This window comes from Sporosarcina koreensis (genome assembly GCF_000826145.2).
Lineage (GTDB): Bacteria > Bacillota > Bacilli > Bacillales_A > Planococcaceae > Sporosarcina > Sporosarcina trichiuri.
On record NZ_LN651337.1, the window covers coordinates 561,171 to 582,568 of the forward strand.

Here is a 21,398-nt window from a genome sequence, read left to right on the forward strand (position 1 = left end):
AAAATTCTTTTAATTTTCGTGTGCTTTTTTCGTGTTTTGTCGTATACTAGTTCGAGAAGCGAATTATCCAGAAACAGAAAGAGGGAACTGGCATGCTGTGGAAAAACCGAAATGTCTGGATTATTCTATCGGGGGAGCTGATTGCGGGAATCGGGCTGTGGACCGGAATCATCGGCAATCTGGAATTCATGCAGGGCCTGATCCCATCCGACTTCGTCAAAGCACTCATCTTATCCGTCGGCCTGTTAGCCGGCATCCTGGCCGGACCGCTCGCCGGCAGGATCATCGACCAGCAGCCGAAGAAACGGATTCTGATCATTGCGGGCGCCGGACGGCTCGTCAGTGTCGTCTTCATGCTCATTGCGATCGCTGCAGGCTCCGTCTGGTGGATGCTCGCCTTCGTCATCAGCATCCAGCTGGCCGCCACCTTCTATTTTCCGGCACTGCAGGCGGCCATCCCGCTTGTCGTAAGGGAAGGGGAGCTGCTGACGATGAACGGGCTCCATATGAATGTTGCGACGATCGCCCGGGTCTCCGGGACTGCGCTCGCCGGCGTGATTCTCGTCTATTGGTCGCTGTCGTCACTCTATTGGATATCAATTGCCGCCTACGCCATATTGCTCGTCTTCACATTCATGCTGACGATCGATGAAGGGAAGGGGGAAGGGAGCACCGGAACGGCCGGTACACCAAACAGCGGATTCATGGATGTTTTTCCTGTGCTGAAGATGTATCCGGCGGTCGGTATGACACTGATCATGACCCTCATCCCGCTGCTGTTCCTCGGGGCGTTCAACCTGATTGTCATCAATATCAGTGAGATCCAGCAGTCTGCATCCATCAAAGGACTGATCTATACATGTGAAGGCGTCGCGTTCATGGTGGGATCATTCGCCGTCAAACGGATTGCGATGAAATGGCAGACCGCAAAAATCCTGTTTTTCTTTGCAGGCATGGTAGGGGTTGCTGAGTTCATCTTGTTCTTCACAGAGAGCCAGTTCGCCGTACTGACTGCGTTTTCCTTGCTCGGATTCAGTTTAGGCTGTTTTTTCCCGACAGCGATGGTCGTCTTCCAGAAACAGATGCCGAAAGCATACCATGGCCGGTTTTTCTCATTCCGCAATATGCTGGAACGGGTCATGTTCCAGGTCGTACTGCTGGCGGCGGGGGCGCTGCTGGATATTGTCGGGATGCAAGTGATGGTGATGAGTTTCGGTATGATCAGCATCGGATTGACCGCAATATTCTACGTGCAGATGAGACGGCGTAACATCGATCTGGAAGAGCCGGAAGTTGAAACCGAACCGGTTATGCCGGTGAAACCAGCAACGTGAACAGAATGATCTTACAGACGGAAAAGCCGCAGCGCAATGAACTTTGCTGCGGCTTTTTAAGTTGCCGTGAGTCATCTTAAATTTCGCGTTTTATCTCACTATCATAAGTATACTTGCAATTGATACATAACTTCCTATAATATATATTATGACGGGGGCGTTAAAAGATAACCTTCTTATTACTCAATACGATACCGATGCTGCCCCCTTTTTGCACGTTCCGCATCGATGAACTGCACACCGGCTTCAATCACATCATTGATATACAGCTTATGCTCTTTCGCAGCTGCACGCACTTGCTCGAGCAGCACTTCGTCATACGTCGTCTTATACTGGATCCGGTCTTTCGGCCGCATATCTTTCGTAAAATGGATCGTTTCTTGCTGCAGCAGTTCTTTCAATCCGTCTTCCAGCAAATAATTCACAAACGTACCGTGTTCATCGGCTCGCTGTTTCAGCTCTTCCAGTACTTTCGCGCTGAGTGATGTGCGGAATTTGACCCGCGTCTCATCGGCTGCCTGATACAACTGTCCGTCCCGGTTGATCCACATGATGGATTCCTCCTATATTTAAATGAGATTAACCGGCGGCGAACCAGTTCCGCCGGCTGTTCGCATCGGTGTTCGCATACAGCAAAAACCGCACTTTCCGTTTCAGAAATTCTTTTTGAACACCATGCTGACCTTATGATAGTGCATCTTCTCTTCATAAAAACGGTGCGCATCGGTCCGCTGGATGCCTGACGACAGTGCGATCGATTCGTAGTGATGCTCTTTTCCCCACTTCTCGACATGGGTCAGCAGCTGGTCACCATAGCCTTTTGAACGTGCAGCACTGTCGGTCACGAGATCGCAGACCCAGAGCGATCTGCCGTAATACAGCGTGATCATCGGCTTGAAGCCGATCAGCGCCTTCAGGATACCGTCATCCCGCAGGCCGAGCAGCTGGTACCGTTCTTTCGCTTCCGACTCGTAGACGAGTTCCAGATATTCTTTTTCGTTCAGATGTGTCCGCAGCTGGTTCATGATCGGAAACCCTTCCAGCAATTCCTCTTCGGTACGTAAAACGGTGATCTCGATTGTTCCCACTATGGATCCCCTCCGATACCCGCCTGAAGCTCTGCAGGGTTTTCTATATTGTTCCACGACTTTCTTCGACAAGCGAGCCCTTTTTCAGCCGCAGTATGCGGTCCCCGAGCTTCTCTGCTTCCGACCGGCTGTGTGTCACGACGATGAACGGGATGTTCCACAGCTCATGCAGCCGCAGCACCTCATCCTGGCATTCCTCGCGGGTCTCTTCGTCAAGTGCCGACAGCGGTTCATCCAGCAGCAGCAGATCGGGCTCCGCAGCGAGTGCGCGCGCCAGTGCGACACGCTGCTTTTCGCCGCCTGAGATCTGATGGGGATATTTCTTCAGCAGGTGACCGATACCGAGCACTTCCTGGAGCTGGTTGATGACGGGCCGGGCGTCTGCAAGCTGGTCTTTTCCCACTCCGTACAGTATATTGCGTTCGACGGTCATATGCGGAAACAACGCATAGTCCTGGAACAGATAGCCGATATTGCGGTCCCGGGCAGGCAGCGGTCTTCCCGGCCCGCCGCAAAATCGCCTTCCGTTCAGCGTGATGCTGCCGCTGTCCGGGTGTGTGAGGCCTGCAATCACCTGCAGGATCGATGTCTTCCCTGCCCCGGAAGGACCTGCCAGGACGATGATCTCCTCGCCAGCCTCGAATTCTACCTCCAGTTTAAAATGGCCAAGCTGTTTACTGATCGCAACTTCCAGCACTTTTCACACCTGCCTAACGTTTGTCGGCGGCAAACCGGCGCAAGTTCCGTCTGCTCCACCAATTCAACCATAATATGATACTGAACCCGAGTGCTGTGATGATGATGACCCAGAACGATGCGTTTTCCATCTGACCGGCTTCCACGGCGAAGTAGATGGCCATCGGCATCGTGTCCGTCCTGCCTGGTATGTATCCGGCGAGCATGAGGGTGGCACCGAACTCGCCGAGTCCTCTGGCAAACGACAGGATGAGTCCTGCAAGCAGACCCGGCCATGCAAGCGGAAAGGTCACTGTGCGGAACACCCGCCACTCGGAAGCACCCATCGTCCGGGCGGCATCCTCCAGCTTCCCGTCCAGGTTTTCGAAGGCTGCCGCCGCACTCTGGTACATGAGCGGAAAACTGACGACCACGGAGGCGATCACAGCGGCGGTCCATGTGAAGACGATCTGGATGTCGAACGTCTCGAGCAGCCAGCTGCCGATCCAGCCCTTCTTGCCGAACAGCAGCAGGAGGCCGAACCCGACAACTGTCGGCGGCAGGACGAGCGGCAGCAGGAACAGCGATTCCAGCACCGATTTGCCGAAAAACCTGTGTTTTGCGAACAGATGGGCCAGAAATACACCAAATATGAAGACGATCACCGTCGATATGGCCGCCACTTTCACGGACAGCAGCAGCGGATGCATGTCCATTGCGTCCACCTCCCCAATTTCTTACTTGAAGCCGTATTTCTCCAGTACCTTCTGGCCTTCATCCCCCAGTAATTCGTCAAAGAACTTCTCCGCTTCTTCGGGATGCTTGGAATCTTTCACGACCGCTCCCGGGTACACGATCGGGGTATGCCAGCCCGGGTCCGCTTCCGCTACCACTTTGACCTTATCCGAGATGAATGCATCACTTGAATAAACAATACCATATTCCGCGTTCCCGAGCTCCACTTGTGTCAGCACCTGCCGGACATCCGAAGCCAGCACAAGTTTGTCCTGCATCTTTCGCCAAAGTCCGAGAGACTCGAAAACCTCTTTCGTATACCGGCCAACCGGGACGCTTCCAGGCTCGCCGATGACGAAATGATCGATATCCGCCGGGTCGATGTCCTTAAAGCTTGTAATCGGATCTGCTGTGCCCTCATTTGTGATGAGGACAAGTGTGTTCGTTGTGAAGTCCTTCCGTGTCGGCCCATCGATGAGCCCCTTTCCATCCAGTGTATCCATATCCTTCTTGCTGGCGGACAGGAACAGATCGGCAGGCGCTCCGTTCTCGATTGCTGTTGCCAGTTTGCCGGATCCCCCATACATGAAAGTCAGCTTAACGCCCTCATGTTTTTCTTCGTATGTCTTCTTGAAATCATCCAAGGCATCTGTCAGACTCGCAGCGGCTGATATACGCAATTCGACATTATCCGGGGCATTCCCTTTTTCATCACTATCTTCTGTATTAGTACAGGCTGCCAACAAAACCAGGACGGCCGCCGCCAGCCCTGCTGCTAACGCACGCTTCATACCGAGCTCCCCTTTTCTATATATCATTCTATATCTTTGCTTATAACTACTTATAACACAACGACACTTCCTATATCTACTTTTATCTATATAGTATTAAAAATAATTAGATTAGTCTATCTATATCTATTGCATTCTTCTTCCGGATAAAGGAGAATGGAGGAAACGAACGGAGGGATATATCTTGAAACCGAATGATGGAATATCCTATACAACTGAAGATCTTGCAGAGTTCCTTCAAGTATCCAAGCTGACAGTTTACGATCTCATAAAAAAAGGGGAAATCACAGCTTACCGGGTCGGCCGTCAGATGCGTGTCGACGCAGCGGACTTCGAAGCCTACAAAAACCGGATGAAAGGCGGCCGGCTTTCCGTGTCTGCAGCTGAAGCACCAGTAGCCAAGGCACCGCCTGTCAATCAGCAATACGAGACGACTTCCCCTCCTGCAGCCCCTCACCCCCGGACAGTACAGCCCCTCATTATCAGCGGGCAGGATGTCACACTCGACTTGCTGGCGAACGAGATCTCGGCGTCTTCTGCCGGCTGGCGCACGCTGCGGTCCCATACAGGAAGTCTCGCAAACCTGATTGCTCTGCTGCAGGGGGATGCGGACCTGGTGAGCACACACCTGTTCGACGGCGACACGGGATCCTATAACCTGCCCTATATCCGGAGACTCCTGACAGGCCGTGAGTATACCGTCATCCAGATGCTGTCCCGGAAAGCGGGTTTCTATGTACAGCCGGGCAATCCGAAACAGATCATGAGCTGGCGGGATCTCAACCGGAATGATATCCGATTCGTCAACCGGGAACTTGGCTCAGGCATCCGGGTGCTAACGGACGAACGGCTGCGCCTGGAAGGGATCCTTCCGCGGACCATCAGCGGATACAGTACGATCGAACAGACACATCTGGCAGTCGCGGGAAAAGTTGCTGCCGGCGAAGCCGATACAGGTGTCGGCATCGAAAAGGCCGCCAGCCTCGTGAATGTCGATTTTGTACCGATCACGACTGAGCAATATGACCTTGTCATGCTGAAGAAGCCGGAGAATGCCGAATTCCGGGACACGGTGATCCGTATTCTGCAATCCGAATCGTTCCGGAAAGAATTAGCCTCAATTCAAGGATACGACTTTTCGCGAATGGGGCAGATATTATATGACACACCATAAGACACCGTCCTGCTGTTCATGCCGGACGGTGTTCCCTCTTCTTCTTCATCAGCACCATCTGCTTTACATAATATTATTATGGTTAATTAATATATGGAACAAAAAACCGGCATTCCAATTCAGCGGATTGCCGGTTTCCTGCGGTCTACTTTTTTGAAGGCGGCCGTTCGTAATGCATCCGGACGTCCACCTCATATTTGTTGTAGCGGATCTTGAACAGCTTGAACAGATGGGTCGCGAGCACTTTGATGAGTGCGTATCCGGGAATTCCCAGAATCACCCCTGGAATGCCGAACAGCGATCCCCCGGTCAGCAGCACGAAGATGATGGTGATCGGATGGATATGCATCGTCTTCCCCATGATCTGCGGGGAGATGAATTTCCCTTCAATCACCTGCACGATCGTCCATACGACCGCCAGCTTCACGAGCATGAACGGCGATGTCACGATGGCGATGATGATCGCCGGCGTGATGGCTATCACCGGACCGAGATACGGGACGACACTTGTGAACATGGCCAGCACCCCGAGCAGCAGTGCATATTTCATGTCGATGATCAGGAACCCGATTGTCACCATCGTCCCGATACAGACAGCGACCAGGATCTGCCCCTGTATGTAAGCACTGATCTGCTTGTCGGCATCACCGAGGATCGATTCCGCATCATCCCGCATGCGGGGCGGCAGCAAATGCTGCACAAAGCCAGGCAGGTTATGGCCGTCCTTCAGCAGGTAGAACAGGATGATCGGCACAGTGACGATCGACAGCAAAATACCCGTCAGCTTGGAGATGAATGTCGTAAGTCCCAAAGCGATGCCCCCAAGAGCGTCTGCAATCATCTGGCCGATATTCTCGAGTCCTGAATCGAGCAGCTCGCCGGCATTGATATTCAGCTGATTGTAATAGGGTGCAAATATTGAGTTGCTGAAAAACGAATCGAGCGTCAGGATGAGCTCATTGAAATACGTCGGGAATTCGTCCACCAGTTTCCAGAACTGCAATTTCAAGAACGGCAGTACGAGGAATACGAGCAGCGTGATCAGTCCGATCGCTGTCAGGAATATGATGGCAATCCCCCATACTTTCGGGATCCTCGCCCGCTCCAGTAACTGCAGCAGCGGACGCAGGAGGTAATACAGGATCGTCGCAAGCACGATCGGCAGGACAACGACGGAAAAGAGAACACGGATCGGATAGAAGATAAATGAAATCTTATCGAAGATCATGACGTTGATGCCCACAAGCATCAGGACGATCAATATGAAAAGCGTCGTCTTCCCGCCGAGGAACCGGATGATCCGGTTGTCGGCCAGGAATCCCTCCGCCATACTGTTTTCAGTTTTCTTCGTTTCTTTCTGTGCGCTCAACTTCACTCCCCCTTTACAACAACAGCCTATTCAGTTTGCAGGAACGCTTGCAGTTCCCGTTTGTTCGTTTCTGTGTCCACTTCGATGACGGAACCTGCGTGCGGGTAATCCGCGAACGAGTATGTACCCTTCGCCGGAATCGTCAACGTCTCAATGTCTGCGCCGCGGGATAAGAGCAGGCTGACGACCCTTGACAGTTCCTCTTTCGATGTCAGATCCGTCTCGATCGTCTGCGACAGCACACCGGCAATCTTCGGCGCGCGCAGCACCATCCCTGGTGTCATCGCCTGTTCTTTCACTGCGGACAGCACCTGCTGCTGGCGGCGCACCCTGCCGAAGTCCCCTTCCGCATCCGCACGGAACCTCGCATAGCCGAGCAGTTCCCTGCCGTTCAGCTTGCGGACACCCTGCTTCAGCGTCACGCCGATCTTTTCGGACATTTCCTTCTCGACATCGATTTCGACACCTTCCGGGAAAGCGGCATCCGCAATCTTTTCGAAATTATCGAAGTCGACGATCGCATAATGGTGGATCGGGATGCCGAACATGCCGGTGATCGTATCCTTGGCGGTCTGGACGCCGCCCAGGTAATAGGCGGTGTTCAGTTTGTACGATTTGTATCCGGGGATGTCCGCATAGATATCCCGCATGAATGACACGAGTTTCATCGACTGTGCCTGCTTATCCCAGGAAAGCACCATCATTGTGTCCGTCCGAGAGCGTCCGCTGCCGTCGTCGTCCACGCCGAGAAGCAGGTAATTTTCGACCGCCGATGCAGAGGGATCCTGAAGATCGCCTTCAAAACTGCCGGGTTCGATTGCATTTTTCACAGCCACCCGCTTGCCTGCCATATATTGATAAGATGAGAAAAGTCCTGCTCCGACAAATCCGACGAGCAGCAGGCTGAGAAACACCCGTCCCTTCCTCAGCCTGCGCCGTCTGCGCCTGCGCGGAACCGGTCCTTCGTATTGTTCTGACATGAATCTATTCCCCCAATAAAGAAGTCACCAAACAGGACGCCCGGATAAGGCGTTGGTTGCATGCCGGACTGCTATTATAACATGCTCAATCACTTTACAGCCTGCCCGCAAGCGTCTACTATTAAAAGCAATCAGTCAATTGAAGAAAGAGGGAACAGCGGATGGCGGAATTTGAAAAAGCGGTATTTGCAGGCGGATGCTTCTGGTGCATGGTGAAACCGTTCACCGAGTGGGACGGCATCGAGTCGGTCGTCTCCGGCTATATGGGCGGAACTGTCGAGAACCCGACATACGAACAAGTGAAAAAGGGGGATACGGGGCATCTGGAAGTCGTCGAAATCACCTACGATCCGGAAAAGTTCCCGTATGAGAATCTGCTTCCTATCTTCTGGGAACAGATCGACCCGACAGATGCAGGCGGCCAGTTCCAGGACCGCGGCCACTCCTACACGACGGCCATCTTCTATACGATGGACAGCCAGCGCACGGCAGCTGAACAGTCCCGGACGGCGCTCGAAGAAAGCGGACGGTTCGACAAACCGATCGTCACGCCGATCCGTCCTGCAGAAACGTTCTACCGGGCAGAAGAGTATCACCAGGATTTCTACAAAAAAGAAAAAGAAGCCTATGAAGACGACCGCGCACAATCAGGGCGTGACGAATTCATCCAGGCCAATTGGAAAGACCGCAGCTGACTGCGGTCTTTTTCGTTACAATAAATAGAAGCCGATCGCCATGATGATGTAAGCGGCGAACAGGACGAGCCCTTCAAACCAGTTCGATTCCCCGTCATTGGATAAGTTGATGACGAGCAGGGCCGCCGTCACCATGGCGACGAGTTCCTGAATCGTGAAGACAAGCGGCATCTCTGTCGGCATGAGCAGCGAAATGAGCACGAGTGCCGGGGCTACGAACATCGCGACCTGCAGTGTTGAACCGACAGCAATTTCAACCGATACGTCCATCCGATTCTTCATGGCCATCGTCACGGCGGAGACATGCTCCGCGGCATTTCCGACAATCGCCACGATGATGATCCCGATGAACAGCTCACTCCAGCCGAATCGTTCGCCCAGCGTCTCGAAAGTCTGCACAAGCTGTTCGGAAACGAACGCAACCGCCACAGTGCTCAGCAATAACACAAGAATCGATTTCCCTTTGGTCCACTCCGGTTCCTCCTCCTCGACTGCAGCCTCATCGCCGGAAGCGAATACACCTCGGTGCGTCACCAATTTGAAGAACAGTCCTGCCAAGTAGATCGCAATGAGGATCACCGAGATGCCGACGCTCAAATTCAATGTCGTTCCGGAGTCCATGGAGATCGAGAACACTTCCGGTATGATAAATGCTACGATGATTGCGAATATGAGCAGCCCGGAATTATAACGGGCATCATGCAGACTGAACTTCTGGCGCTTGAACTTCAGGCCGCCTGCGAAAAACGACAGACCGAGCACTAGCAGCAGGTTGCCGAGGACCGAACCTGTCAGGGACGCAAGCACGATGCCGATCAATCCCGCTTTCAGGGTGAAGATGGAAATGATAAGCTCAACAGCGTTGCCGAATGTCGCGTTCAGAAGACCGCCGATCCTCGGGCCGCTTACGATTGCAAGACTTTCCGTCGCCCGCCCGATGAAACCCGACAGACCGATGATCGTAATACAGCTCAGGATGAACATGACGATATCCGACCAGTGCAGGAACGCACCGGCCGCGACGATCGGGACCCCCGCAAATACAACTATGGAAAAAATACGGTTCATAAAGCCGTTCCTCCTTTCAGATTCTCCCCCCTTATACCCGTTTTCACTGGCCGGCATTTCATTGCGCGTAAAAAATACGGACTTACTTTCAAAAATGCTGATTTCAGGAGTGAAACTTGTAAAATAGGATATATAGAATAATGATGTGATTTTTTTTGCATGGATTTTCGATACTACTTACAAAGGACGTGCCAAAATGAGCAGAACCACAGCAGATGACATACGACAGTTTGCAAAGGAGGAAAACGTGAATTTCATCCGCCTGCAGATCACCGATATACTCGGGATGATCAAAAGCGTGGAGATTCCGGTGAGCCAGCTGGATAAGGCGCTGGATAACAAAATGATGTTCGACGGTTCTTCAATAGAAGGGTTTACGAAAATCGAAGCATCCGATATGTACCTCGTACCAGATCTTGATACGTGGATGGTATTCCCATGGGCATCCGGCAACGGCAAAGTCGCACGCCTGATCTGTGACGTCTGCCAGGCGGACGGCACCCCGTTCCCCGGTGATCCCCGCGGCAACCTGAAACGGGTGCTGAAAGAGATGGAAAGTATGGGCTATACCAATTTCAACCTCGGTCCCGAGCCGGAGTTCTTCCTCTTCAAGCTGGACCGCCACGGTGAGCCGACGATGCATGTGAACGATGATGGCGACTACTTCGACTTCTCCCCGCTCGATCTCGGTGAGGACTGCCGCAGGGATATCGTTCTTCAGCTGGAGGAGCTCGGATTCGAAGTCGAGGCCTCCCATCATGAGTCCGCACCGGGCCAGCACGAAATCGACTTTAAATACGCTGATGCTTTACGAGCATGCGACAATATCCAGACCTTTAAACTTGTCGTCAAAACAATTGCCCGGGAGCATGGCCTTCATGCAACTTTCATGCCAAAACCGATTTTTGGTGTCAACGGCTCAGGTATGCACTGCAACGTGTCTCTGTTCAAAGATGGTAAAAATACATTTTACGATGAACACGCGGATGACCAGCTCAGCCGGACCGCTTACCAGTTCATGGCAGGTGTGCTGAAACACGTCAAAGGATTTACAGCTATCACTAATCCGACGGTCAACTCCTATAAGCGTCTCGTGCCTGGTTATGAAGCACCGTGCTACATTGCCTGGTCCGCATCGAACCGGAGTCCTGTCGTCCGTATTCCGGCATCCCGCGGCATGAGCACGCGGATCGAGCTCCGTTCCGTAGACTCGGTGGCGAATCCATACCTCGCGCTGTCAGCGATCCTGAAAGCAGGACTCAGCGGTATCGAGCAGCAACTCGATCCAGGCGCGCCTTGTGACCGCAACCTGTATGACATGACCGCGTCAGACTTGAAGGAAGCCGGTATTTCGGTGCTGCCGACCGATCTGGACCATGCGCTGCTTGCACTCGATGAGGACACGGTCGTCCAAGAGGCGCTCGGTGAGCATATCTACCGGAATTTCCGCGACGTCAAACAGAAGGAATGGGACAGCTACCGGATCACCGTCCATCCTTGGGAAATCGACGAATACCGTAAAATCTATTGATCATCCTGCACCCGGACACCCCTTCGTGTCCGGGTTTTTCTATGTCCAAAATCGACACAAAAAAAATCTTGTAATGCAGCCTGTATTTCCGTACTATTAAAAAATATTATGCAGCCGTGACAGTGCAGTAATATAATACCGACAAGAAGGAAGTGGCCTGATGAGGAAGACAACCAAAGACGATATTCGGAAATTTGTGAAAGAGGACAACGTCAATTTCGTCCGTCTGCAATTCACTGACATCCTCGGGATGATCAAGAACGTGGAGATTCCTATCAGCCAGCTCGACAAAGCACTGGATAACAAGATGATGTTCGATGGTTCTTCCATCGAAGGGTTTGTCCGGATCGAGGAATCGGATATGTACCTGATTCCCGATTTGGACACTTGGATGGTCTTCCCCTGGCCGTCCGGCACTGGAAAAGTGGCACGGCTTATCTGCGATGTCTCACTTGCGGACGGTCAGCCGTTCCCGGGTGATCCGCGCGGCAATCTGAAGCGGGTGCTCCGTGAGATGGAAGATATGGGCTTCACTGATTTCAACTTAGGACCTGAACCGGAATTCTTCCTATTCAAACTCGACAGCAATGGCGAGCCGACAATGGAACTGAATGACCACGGCGACTACTTCGATTTCGCACCGCTCGACCTCGGTGAAAACTGCCGGCGGGATATCGTCCTGGAACTGGAAGCGCTCGGTTTCGAAGTGGAAGCATCGCATCACGAAGCGGCCCCCGGCCAGCATGAAGTCGATTTCAAATATGCGGATGCATTAACCGCATGCGACCATATCCAGACATTCAAGCTCGTCGTTAAGACGATTGCCCGCAAACACGGTCTCCATGCGACATTCATGCCGAAACCGCTATTTGGCGTGAATGGGTCGGGCATGCACTGCAACATCTCCCTCTTCAAAGACGGTGAAAACATGTTCTTCGACGAAAACGGCGACCGCAAGCTGAGCACGACAGCCTATCAATTTATGGCCGGTATCCTCGATCACGTGAAAGGGTTCACCGCCGTCACCAATCCGACGGTCAACTCGTATAAGCGGCTCGTCCCCGGCTATGAAGCACCCTGCTATATCGCCTGGTCTGCACAGAACAGGAGCCCGCTGATCCGTATTCCGGCATCGCGGGGCTTGAGCACCCGCATCGAAGTGCGATCGGTCGATTCAGTCGCAAACCCGTATCTGGCATTGGCTGCCATCCTGAAAGCCGGCCTTGACGGTATCCGCCGGCAGCTCGATCCCGGTGCTCCGTGCGACCGTAATATTTACGAGATGAATGCCGGAGAGCTGAAGCAGGCCGGTATCGTGACGCTGCCGACAGACCTCGACCACGCCCTGCTCGCACTCGAAGCGGATCCTGTCATGCAGGAAGCGCTCGGCAGCCATATCTATGCGAACTACAAAGCAGCCAAGCAGGCGGAATGGGACAGCTACCGGATCACCGTGCATCCATGGGAACTCGACCGCTACATGAAGATCTATTGAAAAAAGCCCGGGCCATCCGTATTGGATGTCCGGGCTTTCTGTTGTCATTCAGCCGGTTTATGGGCCGCTTTCATTTCCTTGTATTCCTTTTCGGAACAGAGGACGAAGTGTTCCGGTGCAATTTCGCGGAACTCGACTGTTTCGTCTGCTCCGTAATTATGGTCTTTCGGGTTATACGGCGTCCGCACCCGTGTGCGCTCATACCGGGGATCCGGCAGCGGGATCGCTGAGAGCAGCGACTTCGTATACAGATGCATCGGATTGCGGTACAGCTCATCAGCAGGCGCCATTTCCACGAGTTTGCCGAAATACATAACGCCGATCCGATCGGAGATGTACTTGACCATCGACAAATCATGCGCGATGAAGAGATACGTCAGCCCGCGTTCTTCCTGCAGTTCTTTCAGCAGGTTGACGACCTGCGCCTGGATGGACACGTCAAGCGCGGAAATCGGTTCATCCGCAATGATGAACTCAGGATCGACCGCAAGTGCACGTGCAATCCCGATCCGCTGTCGCTGTCCGCCCGAGAACTCATGCGGGTAGCGCTGAGCGTGCTCCCGGTTCAATCCGACAGTCTCCAAAAGCTTGATCACAAGTTCTTGACGCTCTTTCTTCGTCTTGGCCAGTCCATGGTTATCAATGCCTTCTGCAATGATATCCATGACTTTCATCCGTGGATTCAGCGATGCATATGGATCCTGGAAGATCATCTGCATCTTCCGATTGAATTCTTTGTTGGCGGCTTTCGATTTCTTCCCCTGGACATTCACGCCATCAAACAGCACTTCGCCGTCCGTTGCATCATAGAGACGGATGATCGTCCGGCCGGTTGTCGACTTTCCGCATCCCGACTCGCCGACGAGACCGAATGTTTCACCTCGGTTGATCTTGAAGCTGATGTCATCGATCGCCCGCACTTCATTCGGTTTTCCTTCGTTGAAATACTGTTTCAGGTTCTTCACTTCAAGTAAGACATCTGACATCATGCACGCCCTCCTGTTGCTTCATAGTATCGGCTGCCCGGGAATGTCCGCATCCGTTCGATGATTGCAGCAGGCGGTTCCACTTGCGGTGCTTGCGGATGCAGCAGCCATGTTGCTGCATAATGTGTGTCGCTCACCTGGAAGAATGGGGGTGGCTGTTCCATATCGATCTTCAGGGCATATTCGCTTCGGAGTGCAAAGGCATCCCCTTTCGGCGGGTTCAGCAGATCCGGCGGCGTGCCGGGAATCGCATACAGCTTCTCGTCATTGACGTCCATTGACGGCATCGAACTCAGCAGCCCCCATGTATACGGATGCTGCGGATTGTAGAAGATTTCATCCACTGTGCCGATCTCGACAATCTTACCGCCGTACATGACCGCAACCCGGTCCGCGACGTTTGCGACGACACCAAGGTCATGGGTGATGAAAATGATCGATGTATCGATCTTCTTCTGGATATCTTTCATGAGCTCCAGGATCTGCGCCTGGATGGTAACGTCCAGCGCAGTTGTCGGCTCATCGGCGATGAGGATCTGGGGATTGCACGCAAGCGCAGTCGCAATAACAATCCGCTGCCGCTGTCCGCCGGAAAACTGGTGCGGGTACATCTTATAACGGTTTTCCGCATTAGGAATGCCGACCATGTTGAGTAAGTCGATTGCCACTTTACGTGCTTTCGCCTTGCTCACTTTTTGGTGCTTTAAGATCGGTTCCATGATCTGCTTCCCGATGGTCATCGTCGGGTTCAGGGAGGTCATCGGATCCTGGAAGATCATCGAAATATCTTTCCCGCGGATTTTCTGCATCTCTGTATCCGAGAGTTTTGTCAGGTCTTTCCCATCGAACAGGATTTCCCCGTTTTTGAATTCGGCACTCGATTCGGGCAGAAGACGCATGATCGATTTCGTCGTGACGGATTTCCCTGAACCCGACTCCCCGACAATCGCCAATGTCTCCCCTTTGTTCAAATCGAAGTTGACGCCGCGAATCGCTTTCACTTCTCCAGCAAACGTATGGAAGGAAAGCTCTAAATTTTTGACTTGTAGTATTTTACTCATTTTGCTTTCCTCCTAGTTAGTCCTTCATCTTCGGATCGAGCGCATCGCGCAGTCCGTCACCGATCAAGTTGAATGCGATCATGAGAACACTGATGACGATGGACGGGTACAGCAGAACGTATGGCTGGTTCCGCATCACTTTGTAACCGTCATCGATCAGAGTTCCGAGTGAGGCATCTGGCGGCTGAAGACCGATCCCGATGAAGCTCAGGAATGCTTCGAAGAAAATAGCGTTCGGAATGGTGAACATCGTGTTGATGATGATGATTCCGAGAACGTTCGGCATGAGGTGCTTCGACATGATTTTCGTATCATTGGTTCCGAGTGTCCGGGCTGCCAGGACGAATTCCTGGTTTTTATATTTCAGAATCTGTGCCCGGACAATACGGGACATCCCGATCCACCCGGTGATGGAGATGGCGATGATGATCGCCTTGATGCCCGGTTCCATGATCATGAGCATCAGGATGACGACAATGAGAGTCGGGATCCCGATCAGGATTTCGACGATCCGCTGCATGATATCATCCGTCCGTCCCCCGAAGTATCCGGAAATCCCTCCGTACAGGACACCGATCACAAGGTCGATGACTGCCGCTACAAAGGCGATGAGAAGCGAAATCTGGGTACCTTCCCACAGTCGGGTGAACAAGTCACGGCCGAGTCCATCCGTACCGAACCAGTAATATTCGTCGACTTTCTTCATCTCATACAAGTTGACTTTCTTGCCGCCGAGGTTTCCGACGCCGTCCATGATGCCGAGTTTCTCAATACCCGGAACTTTCGGCGGAAGATTCGCATGCCGCAAATTCTGGGCAGCACCATCGTGGCCATTCAAATGCGGACCGATGAACGCCATTAGAATCAGAAGCACAAGGACAACCATACTGACGATGGCCGCTTTGTTCTTACGGAGGCGGAGCCAGGCGTCCTGCCAGAAACTCAAGCTCGGTTTTTCGATCCGTTCTGCCTGATCACTGTTCAGGGATATCCGTTCAAATTGGTCTTGGGGCAGTTGTTCGTGATCTTTTTGCATTATGCTTTCCCTCCAGCCAAGCGGATACGCGGATCAATGACACCGTACAGAATATCCACAATGAAAATAACCACAATAAGAAATGCCGAGAAGAACAGCGTAGTTCCCATGATTGTCGCGAAGTCGTTGACCATGATCGAAGAAACAAACTGCTCTCCGATTCCGGGAATCGCGAAAATTTTCTCGACAACGAGTGAGCCGGTAACGAGGCCTGCAGCGACCGGTCCGAGAACTGTGATGAGCGGAATGAGCGCGTTCCGGAATGCGTGCTTGAATGCGATTTCGAACTTGTTCGCACCTTTCGCCTTGGCGAGTGTAATGTAATCGGAACTCATCACTTCGATCATCTCGGTCCGGATGAAACGTGCGGACAGTGCAAGAGGTCCCATTGCAAGTGCCAGCGATGGAAGTACACTGGACTGCCAGCCGTCATTCCACAGGCCGACCGGAAGCAGGTGCCATTGGGAAGCGACATAGTATTGAAGGAGTGAGGCGAATACGAACGATGGAATCGAGCTTCCCAATATCGCCATGAACGTACTCCCGTAATCCCAGAATGTATTCTGCCTTAATGCGGCCAGCATTCCGAGGAGGATACCGACAAGGGTGCCGAATACCATCGCCTGGGCGCCGAGGATGAACGACGGCTTGATACGTGAAGCAAGAAGGTCATTGACGCTCTTGCCTTTGAATGCGAAGGACGTACCAAGATCGCCTTTTGCCAAGTTTTTCATGTAAATTGCATATTGGACAGGTGCCGGCTTGTCGATACCGTATTTTTTCTCGACAATCTTCTTTTGCGTGTCATTCAGCTTGCTGTAAGACGCAATCGGGGAACCTGGCAATGTCTGCATTAAGAAAAATGTTGTCGTCGCAATGAGAAACATTGTGATGAACATATAAATGATCCGTTTACCAATATATTTAACCATGCTGCACCTCCAGGTCTATGTACCACTGTATCTGAAACCGTGTCGACGATTTGTATTCAAAATGAAAGCACTTACAAAACATTCACATTATTTTCTGTTATTGAAAAAGAGAGTATATGGCGGAACGCCGCCATATACTCCCGTTATTCAGCTGAACCGCTTACTCTTTACCTGAAATATACGCCCACTTATAGCTGTAGTCAGCTCCGAATGGGTGGCTTACCAAACCTTTGAAGTATGGTTTTTCAAGGAAAATCAAACCGCGCTGATAGATCGGTGCGATAGCTGCATCGTCCTCCAGAAGGATTTTTTCAGCTTTAGCGAATGCTTCATAACGCTCTTCCGGCTTCAATGCCAAGTCGCCTTTCGAATCGGCAATCAGCTGGTCATATTCTTTGTTGGAATAAGACATCAAGTTGTTTGTTCCATCTGTGACGAACAGATCCAGGAAGGAGATCGGATCCTGGAAGTCAGGGCCCCATCCGGAAACTTGGATATCGTAATCCTGTGAGCTGTCAAGCTCAAGACGTACTGCGAATGGAACTTCTTTCAGCTTGATCTTCAGACCTTCAAGGTTCGTTTCGAGCTGAGATTTGAAGTACTCATCCATCTTCTTGGAAAGCTCTGTATCTCCGCCGAGGATTTCAAGCTCAAGGCTGTCGACACCGAGTTCATCCAATCCTTTTTTCCAGAATTCTTTCGCTTCTTCCGCGTTGTACTCGAGGTGGTCTCCACTCAGTTCACGGAAGTCTTTCTTGTTTTCATCGTAAGCGAAATCTTTCGGTACGAGGAAGTTTGCAGGAATCGATCCGTTTGCAAGAACAACATCTGCAAGGTCTTCTTTCTGGAATGATTTTGCGATCGCTTTACGGATATTGACGTTTGCAAGAGGTGTTTCCTTGCCGCCTTTTTGCTGGTTGAACTTGAAGTAGAAAACAGATGTTTCTGCCTGTGTTACAGCTTCAGGGTCATCCTGGTACTGCATTGCAAGGTCACCGGATACGCCGGCACGGTCAAGCTTGCCATCCTGGTACAGGTTGACTGCTGTTGCAGAATCCTGAACGACGTTGACATTGATTTCAGTCAATTTCACGTTGTCAGCATCCCAATAGTGATCGTTCTTAACATATTTCCAGCTTCCGCCTGTACCGTCCCATTCAGTCAGAGTGAATGGTCCATTGTATAGAAGGTTGTCGGAGTTTGTAGCATACGCGTCGCCTTTTTCAGTGACGAATTCTTCTTTTTGCGGGTAGAACGTTCCAAATGACATGAGTGACAGGAAGTAAGGGACCGGACGCTCAAGTGTCACTTCGAGTGTCTTTTCGTCTTTCGCGACGATTCCGAGCTCTTTCTTGTCCATTTTGCCTTCACTGATAGCTGTTGCATTCTTGACAGTTCCGGACATCATGAACGGACCGTACGGAGATCCTGTAGCAGGATCGATTGCACGCTGCCATGCGAATACGAAATCATCAGCAGTGACTGGTGTACCGTCAGACCACTTTGCGTCACGGAGTTTGAACGTGTACGTCAAGCCGTCTTCGCTTTCAGTCGCCTCTTCTGCAGCCATTGCAGGTTCTGCAATGTTTTCTTCGTTCAGACGGTAGAGACCTTCGTTTACGTTGTTCAGTACGTTGAATCCTACTGCATCTTCAACGATTGCTGAGTCGACGGAAGGGATTGCAGCAGATTCAGCCAAGTTCAGAATTTGTTCTGCATCCGGCTCACCGTCTTCTTTCTTAGGTGTTTCTGTTGCGGAGTCATCTTTTTTGCTGTCGTCGTCTTTTGAAGCATTGTCCTTATCATCCGAGCCGCCACAAGCAGCAAGGAAGATACTTAGTACTAATGTCATCGCGAGCAGCAATAGCCATTTTGTGTTCTTCAAGGTCATTCCCCCTTTTTATAATTGTCTGAAGAATTAACACTATTTCATTATACAATCAAATTCTCTTAAGTCAAAGTGTTTTTTACAAAAAATTTTACTAGGCATAACCAACCGATGAATTTGAATAGTCGTCGAATTGTGTCGGTAAGCGGTTTCCGGCCCTATTTTTCTTTGTCTAAACAACGATAGTGCTGTATGATACATAATGAATTATTACGAAATAGGAAATCGAGGTTAGAATTTTGAGAAAAAGCATATTTTTGTTTTCAATTGGTCAACTTACTATTTTTTTTCTGTGTTTCCTGTCAGACGGAGGTATTTCGTTGCTAAACTACATCAATTACTCCTTCTATGTCGGCGGTGTGCTCGTACTGGCAGGAGGAATAGTCTATATTGTCCGGACTGGTTCGTTTGATTTTTTCACAAGCAGTATGAGAAAAGTCTTGGCATCGAAACATACCCGGGATGACTTAGAAACGATGCGGCGTCCCTCTGAAGTCTTTTCGTTCAGCCCTAAGATCTTTTTCCAGGCAGGAATCCCGATTCTCATTCTCATGTCTGCCGCTCTGGCCCTCTATTGACGTCGAACTTGCATGCTTCCAATTGTTTATGCACAATGGAATAGTGGTACAACTAGGTAAGCGGTGCAATTAGAAAACGTCAGTCAGAATGGAGTGGGTTATGGAATGGAAATACTTTTATATGCCAGCGCAGCAATCGCGGCATTATCTCTCCTCCTCATCGCTATCTTCGTCATTAAGGCAGTCAAAGCTATGAATGCGACGAAGGATGAGATCGCGGATTCCCTCACGGATCTGCAGGGCAAGCTCAACGGTGTGACCGGACAGGCAAATGAGCTGCTTGCAAATACGAATCGGATCACGGAAGACGTGGAACGTAAACTGCAATCATTGAACAGTGTTGCCAAGGCCGCCCAGAAGCTGGATGAGTCGACGAAACACATGAATCAGTCCTTCCAGGCATTGGCGGACCAGATCAGCAATCCTGATCCGAAGTACAAAGATCTGATGCAGAAAGCGAACACAGTGACAGGCATTGCAGCGAGCATCTATTACCGGGCGAAACGGGAGAAAGCGAAGCAGACTGACCCTTCCAGCCGTCCCGGACGCAGCCGGAATGCCAGGACGGATGTCGAACTGCTCCCGCCGCCGCAAAAGCGGCTTCCTGAGCCGAAGTAAAAACTAAACGAAGAGGTGATGCAGATGGATTGGCTTGGAATCGGTGTATTGATCATCGGGATCGCCTTCGCAGTGTTAGTGGTGATCCTTATCAAACCATTGAAGAATCTTGGGGATGTTACGGAGAACTTGAAAGAGACGACAGCAAAGCTGCCCGGTACGATGGAAACTGTCACCGGACAGGCACAACTCGTGCTGAATACGAGCAATGAGACGATCGGCAATGTGAATCAGCAGGTGAATGAAATCACTCCCCTGTTCCAGATTGTCGGTGATACCGGGGAAGCGGCACGCTCCCTTACCAACTCCGCTCTTGAGAAGACGACGAAGCTGAAATCCCGTACGACGGATGCTGCGAACTTGTCCCGCCGTGAAAGATATCAAGGGCTGTACGGCCTGCTGTCGTTCCTGTATTATCTGAAAGAGAACAAGCAGGAAATCAAAGTGAAAGCCGAAGTGCTGAATAAGTGATCGATACGGAGCCAGCGCATTATGCGCCGGCTCCTTTCTTTTCCTGCTCAAACTGCCATTGTGCTCATAAATCGGGGAAAGTGTCCATAAATCCTGGAAAGTGATCATAAAACGGAAAAAGTGATCATAAAACTAAAAAAACGCTCATAAACCACATCATCTCTTCGTTCGCCAACAGCTCCCCTGTCCGCCACCGCTTAAATACCCATGCCAAATCTATCAGCGTGCTGAATAGCTTCCCTAATCTGTTTTAGTACACCCACGGACTGTGGCTCTTCCTGCCGACTTGCCAATACGCTAAATCTACAGCACCAAAAAACACCGGCCGCGGCCGGTGCTCATCATCCCGTTCATTTCGTCATTTTTGCCGCAGCCGAAGCTTCGGCTTTCATCCTGTCGATCTCTTGTGCGCGTTCCTGGCCTCTCGCAGCGAACGTGTCCGGTTTTGGATAACGCTCCGGCTGTTTCAGCGCTTTGCCTTTCCGGACTGCATAGTAGCCGAGTGCCGCTGTGCCGTAGATGCCGCCGATCGATTTGTTGCGTGCCGTTTCGTCGGCACCCTCCGCTTTCCGTTTCGCTGCATCTGTCACGTTCTGCAGCGAAGCTGTCAAATTGCGTGTTGTGTTACCGAGGTCCCCCGCCACTTGGAACAGCGGTGTCAGATTGCCCAATTTCGTATTAACGTCCGCCAATGTGTCGTTGGAATGGCGGATAAGCTGTCCTGTTTCCCCAAGTACTCCGTCCAGCTGTTCAGGCAGCTGATCGAGTGTTTTGTTCACGCCGTCAAGCGTTCCTGCAATCCCTTTCAGGATCCTTGCAATGAAGATTGCAAGGATCAGGAAGGCGACGCCGATCAATAATACGCCCACACCTGCTAAACTCATCATCATCCC

General features: G+C 51.5%; 22 protein-coding genes. 8 read left to right on the plus strand and 14 right to left on the minus strand.

All coding sequences use genetic code 11. The features are described from left to right. The first annotated feature begins 95 nt into the window (after positions 1–95). Positions 96–1,334: an MFS transporter gene (locus BN1190_RS08470; RefSeq protein WP_052461836.1), complete on the plus strand. Its 1,239-nt coding sequence runs from the start codon at positions 96–98 to the stop codon at positions 1,332–1,334. Positions 1,335–1,513: 179 nt separating this feature from the next. Here the strand turns inward: BN1190_RS08470 and BN1190_RS08475 are convergent, their stop codons facing one another. From BN1190_RS08475 to modA, 5 genes are all read right to left on the minus strand, one after another. Then, positions 1,514–1,885 (minus strand): hypothetical protein, encoded by a 372-nt coding sequence (locus BN1190_RS08475; protein WP_040286498.1) that lies wholly within the window; start codon positions 1,883–1,885, stop codon positions 1,514–1,516. 102 nt (positions 1,886–1,987) lie between these two features. Beyond that, positions 1,988–2,422 carry a GNAT family N-acetyltransferase gene (locus BN1190_RS08480; RefSeq protein WP_040286499.1) on the minus strand — a complete coding sequence of 145 codons (435 nt, stop codon included), beginning with the start codon at positions 2,420–2,422 and terminating at the stop codon, positions 1,988–1,990. A gap of 43 nt (positions 2,423–2,465) precedes the next feature. Next, positions 2,466–3,119: an ATP-binding cassette domain-containing protein gene (locus BN1190_RS08485; RefSeq protein ID WP_040286500.1), complete on the minus strand. Its 654-nt coding sequence runs from the start codon at positions 3,117–3,119 to the stop codon at positions 2,466–2,468. Positions 3,120–3,132: 13 nt separating this feature from the next. Next, positions 3,133–3,813 (minus strand): molybdate ABC transporter permease subunit, encoded by a 681-nt coding sequence (gene modB / locus BN1190_RS08490; protein WP_040286501.1) that lies wholly within the window; start codon positions 3,811–3,813, stop codon positions 3,133–3,135. Between the two features lie 21 nt (positions 3,814–3,834). Next, complete coding sequence (modA, locus tag BN1190_RS08495; RefSeq protein ID WP_040286502.1) at positions 3,835–4,623, minus strand: molybdate ABC transporter substrate-binding protein; 789 nt, start codon at positions 4,621–4,623, stop codon at positions 3,835–3,837. 184 nt (positions 4,624–4,807) lie between these two features. On the opposite strand from modA, the gene BN1190_RS08500 reads away from it, so the two are divergent. Next, a complete protein-coding gene (locus tag BN1190_RS08500) occupies positions 4,808–5,797 on the plus strand; it encodes a substrate-binding domain-containing protein (RefSeq protein ID WP_040286503.1) in 990 nt (329 codons plus the stop codon). 145 nt (positions 5,798–5,942) lie between these two features. Here BN1190_RS08500 and BN1190_RS08505 read toward each other — a convergent pair whose 3' ends face one another. Further along, positions 5,943–7,127, minus strand: a complete 1,185-nt coding sequence (locus BN1190_RS08505; protein ID WP_040287236.1) for an AI-2E family transporter — start codon at positions 7,125–7,127, stop codon at positions 5,943–5,945. 65 nt (positions 7,128–7,192) lie between these two features. Then, positions 7,193–8,146 carry an LCP family protein gene (locus tag BN1190_RS08510; protein WP_040286504.1) on the minus strand — a complete coding sequence of 318 codons (954 nt, stop codon included), beginning with the start codon at positions 8,144–8,146 and terminating at the stop codon, positions 7,193–7,195. Between the two features lie 161 nt (positions 8,147–8,307). Here BN1190_RS08510 and msrA point away from each other — a divergent pair, with 161 nt between their 5' ends. Then, complete coding sequence (gene msrA / locus BN1190_RS08515; RefSeq protein WP_040286505.1) at positions 8,308–8,841, plus strand: peptide-methionine (S)-S-oxide reductase MsrA; 534 nt, start codon at positions 8,308–8,310, stop codon at positions 8,839–8,841. Between the two features lie 15 nt (positions 8,842–8,856). Here msrA and cax read toward each other — a convergent pair whose 3' ends face one another. After that, positions 8,857–9,909: a calcium/proton exchanger gene (gene cax / locus BN1190_RS08520; RefSeq protein ID WP_040286506.1), complete on the minus strand. Its 1,053-nt coding sequence runs from the start codon at positions 9,907–9,909 to the stop codon at positions 8,857–8,859. 196 nt (positions 9,910–10,105) lie between these two features. Here cax and glnA (BN1190_RS08525) point away from each other — a divergent pair, with 196 nt between their 5' ends. Next, the gene (gene glnA, locus BN1190_RS08525; RefSeq protein WP_040286507.1) at positions 10,106–11,440 is read left to right on the plus strand and encodes a type I glutamate--ammonia ligase; all 1,335 of its coding nucleotides are present in this window, start codon (positions 10,106–10,108) and stop codon (positions 11,438–11,440) included. Positions 11,441–11,600: 160 nt separating this feature from the next. Beyond that, complete coding sequence (gene glnA, locus BN1190_RS08530) at positions 11,601–12,935, plus strand: type I glutamate--ammonia ligase (protein WP_040286508.1); 1,335 nt, start codon at positions 11,601–11,603, stop codon at positions 12,933–12,935. Between the two features lie 44 nt (positions 12,936–12,979). Here the strand turns inward: glnA (BN1190_RS08530) and BN1190_RS08535 are convergent, their stop codons facing one another. The 5 genes from BN1190_RS08535 to BN1190_RS08555 all read right to left on the minus strand — a co-directional run bounded on the left by BN1190_RS08535 (position 12,980) and on the right by BN1190_RS08555 (position 18,835). Further along, entirely contained in the window at positions 12,980–13,921 is a 942-nt protein-coding gene (locus BN1190_RS08535; RefSeq protein ID WP_040287237.1) for an ABC transporter ATP-binding protein, read from the minus strand. Next, positions 13,921–14,982 carry an ABC transporter ATP-binding protein gene (locus tag BN1190_RS08540; protein WP_040286509.1) on the minus strand — a complete coding sequence of 354 codons (1,062 nt, stop codon included), beginning with the start codon at positions 14,980–14,982 and terminating at the stop codon, positions 13,921–13,923. Before BN1190_RS08540 ends, BN1190_RS08535 begins: the two co-directional genes overlap by 1 nt. A 16-nt stretch (positions 14,983–14,998) precedes the next feature. Further along, positions 14,999–16,018 (minus strand): oligopeptide ABC transporter permease, encoded by a 1,020-nt coding sequence (opp3C, locus tag BN1190_RS08545; RefSeq protein WP_040286510.1) that lies wholly within the window; start codon positions 16,016–16,018, stop codon positions 14,999–15,001. Further along, the gene (gene opp3b / locus BN1190_RS08550; RefSeq protein ID WP_040286511.1) at positions 16,018–16,950 is read right to left on the minus strand and encodes an oligopeptide ABC transporter permease; all 933 of its coding nucleotides are present in this window, start codon (positions 16,948–16,950) and stop codon (positions 16,018–16,020) included. The genes opp3C and opp3b overlap by 1 nt, the downstream gene beginning before the upstream one ends. A 160-nt stretch (positions 16,951–17,110) precedes the next feature. After that, positions 17,111–18,835: a peptide ABC transporter substrate-binding protein gene (locus tag BN1190_RS08555; protein ID WP_040286512.1), complete on the minus strand. Its 1,725-nt coding sequence runs from the start codon at positions 18,833–18,835 to the stop codon at positions 17,111–17,113. 323 nt (positions 18,836–19,158) lie between these two features. Here BN1190_RS08555 and BN1190_RS08560 point away from each other — a divergent pair, with 323 nt between their 5' ends. The 3 genes from BN1190_RS08560 to BN1190_RS08570 all read left to right on the plus strand — a co-directional run bounded on the left by BN1190_RS08560 (position 19,159) and on the right by BN1190_RS08570 (position 20,505). Further along, positions 19,159–19,416, plus strand: a complete 258-nt coding sequence (locus BN1190_RS08560; protein ID WP_052461768.1) for a DUF3899 domain-containing protein — start codon at positions 19,159–19,161, stop codon at positions 19,414–19,416. Positions 19,417–19,521: 105 nt separating this feature from the next. Further along, positions 19,522–20,034 carry a DUF948 domain-containing protein gene (locus BN1190_RS08565; protein ID WP_040286514.1) on the plus strand — a complete coding sequence of 171 codons (513 nt, stop codon included), beginning with the start codon at positions 19,522–19,524 and terminating at the stop codon, positions 20,032–20,034. 24 nt (positions 20,035–20,058) lie between these two features. Next, positions 20,059–20,505 carry a DUF948 domain-containing protein gene (locus tag BN1190_RS08570; RefSeq protein WP_040286515.1) on the plus strand — a complete coding sequence of 149 codons (447 nt, stop codon included), beginning with the start codon at positions 20,059–20,061 and terminating at the stop codon, positions 20,503–20,505. Positions 20,506–20,855: 350 nt separating this feature from the next. On the opposite strand, the gene BN1190_RS08575 is transcribed toward BN1190_RS08570, so the two are convergent. Further along, positions 20,856–21,389, minus strand: coding sequence for a DUF948 domain-containing protein (locus tag BN1190_RS08575; RefSeq protein ID WP_082023321.1), 534 nt, complete (start codon positions 21,387–21,389; stop codon positions 20,856–20,858). Positions 21,390–21,398: the final 9 nt, after the last annotated feature.

What these genes read in the sequence shown, in the direction of transcription:
- BN1190_RS08475 (WP_040286498.1), bottom strand. Translation starts at nt 1,885, where the DNA reads ATGTGGATCAACCGGGACGGACAGTTGTATCAGGCAGCCGATGAGACG.
- modB (WP_040286501.1), bottom strand. Translation starts at nt 3,813, where the DNA reads ATGGACATGCATCCGCTGCTGCTGTCCGTGAAAGTGGCGGCCATATCG.
- modA (WP_040286502.1), bottom strand. Translation starts at nt 4,623, where the DNA reads ATGAAGCGTGCGTTAGCAGCAGGGCTGGCGGCGGCCGTCCTGGTTTTG.
- BN1190_RS08505 (WP_040287236.1), bottom strand. Translation starts at nt 7,127, where the DNA reads ATGGCGGAGGGATTCCTGGCCGACAACCGGATCATCCGGTTCCTCGGC.
- BN1190_RS08510 (WP_040286504.1), bottom strand. Translation starts at nt 8,146, where the DNA reads ATGTCAGAACAATACGAAGGACCGGTTCCGCGCAGGCGCAGACGGCGC.
- msrA (WP_040286505.1), top strand. Translation starts at nt 8,308, where the DNA reads ATGGCGGAATTTGAAAAAGCGGTATTTGCAGGCGGATGCTTCTGGTGC.
- cax (WP_040286506.1), bottom strand. Translation starts at nt 9,909, where the DNA reads ATGAACCGTATTTTTTCCATAGTTGTATTTGCGGGGGTCCCGATCGTC.
- glnA (WP_040286507.1), top strand. Translation starts at nt 10,106, where the DNA reads ATGAGCAGAACCACAGCAGATGACATACGACAGTTTGCAAAGGAGGAA.
- glnA (WP_040286508.1), top strand. Translation starts at nt 11,601, where the DNA reads ATGAGGAAGACAACCAAAGACGATATTCGGAAATTTGTGAAAGAGGAC.
- BN1190_RS08535 (WP_040287237.1), bottom strand. Translation starts at nt 13,921, where the DNA reads ATGTCAGATGTCTTACTTGAAGTGAAGAACCTGAAACAGTATTTCAAC.
- BN1190_RS08540 (WP_040286509.1), bottom strand. Translation starts at nt 14,982, where the DNA reads ATGAGTAAAATACTACAAGTCAAAAATTTAGAGCTTTCCTTCCATACG.
- opp3C (WP_040286510.1), bottom strand. Translation starts at nt 16,018, where the DNA reads ATGCAAAAAGATCACGAACAACTGCCCCAAGACCAATTTGAACGGATA.
- opp3b (WP_040286511.1), bottom strand. Translation starts at nt 16,950, where the DNA reads ATGGTTAAATATATTGGTAAACGGATCATTTATATGTTCATCACAATG.
- BN1190_RS08565 (WP_040286514.1), top strand. Translation starts at nt 19,522, where the DNA reads ATGGAAATACTTTTATATGCCAGCGCAGCAATCGCGGCATTATCTCTC.
- BN1190_RS08570 (WP_040286515.1), top strand. Translation starts at nt 20,059, where the DNA reads ATGGATTGGCTTGGAATCGGTGTATTGATCATCGGGATCGCCTTCGCA.
- BN1190_RS08575 (WP_082023321.1), bottom strand. Translation starts at nt 21,389, where the DNA reads ATGAGTTTAGCAGGTGTGGGCGTATTATTGATCGGCGTCGCCTTCCTG.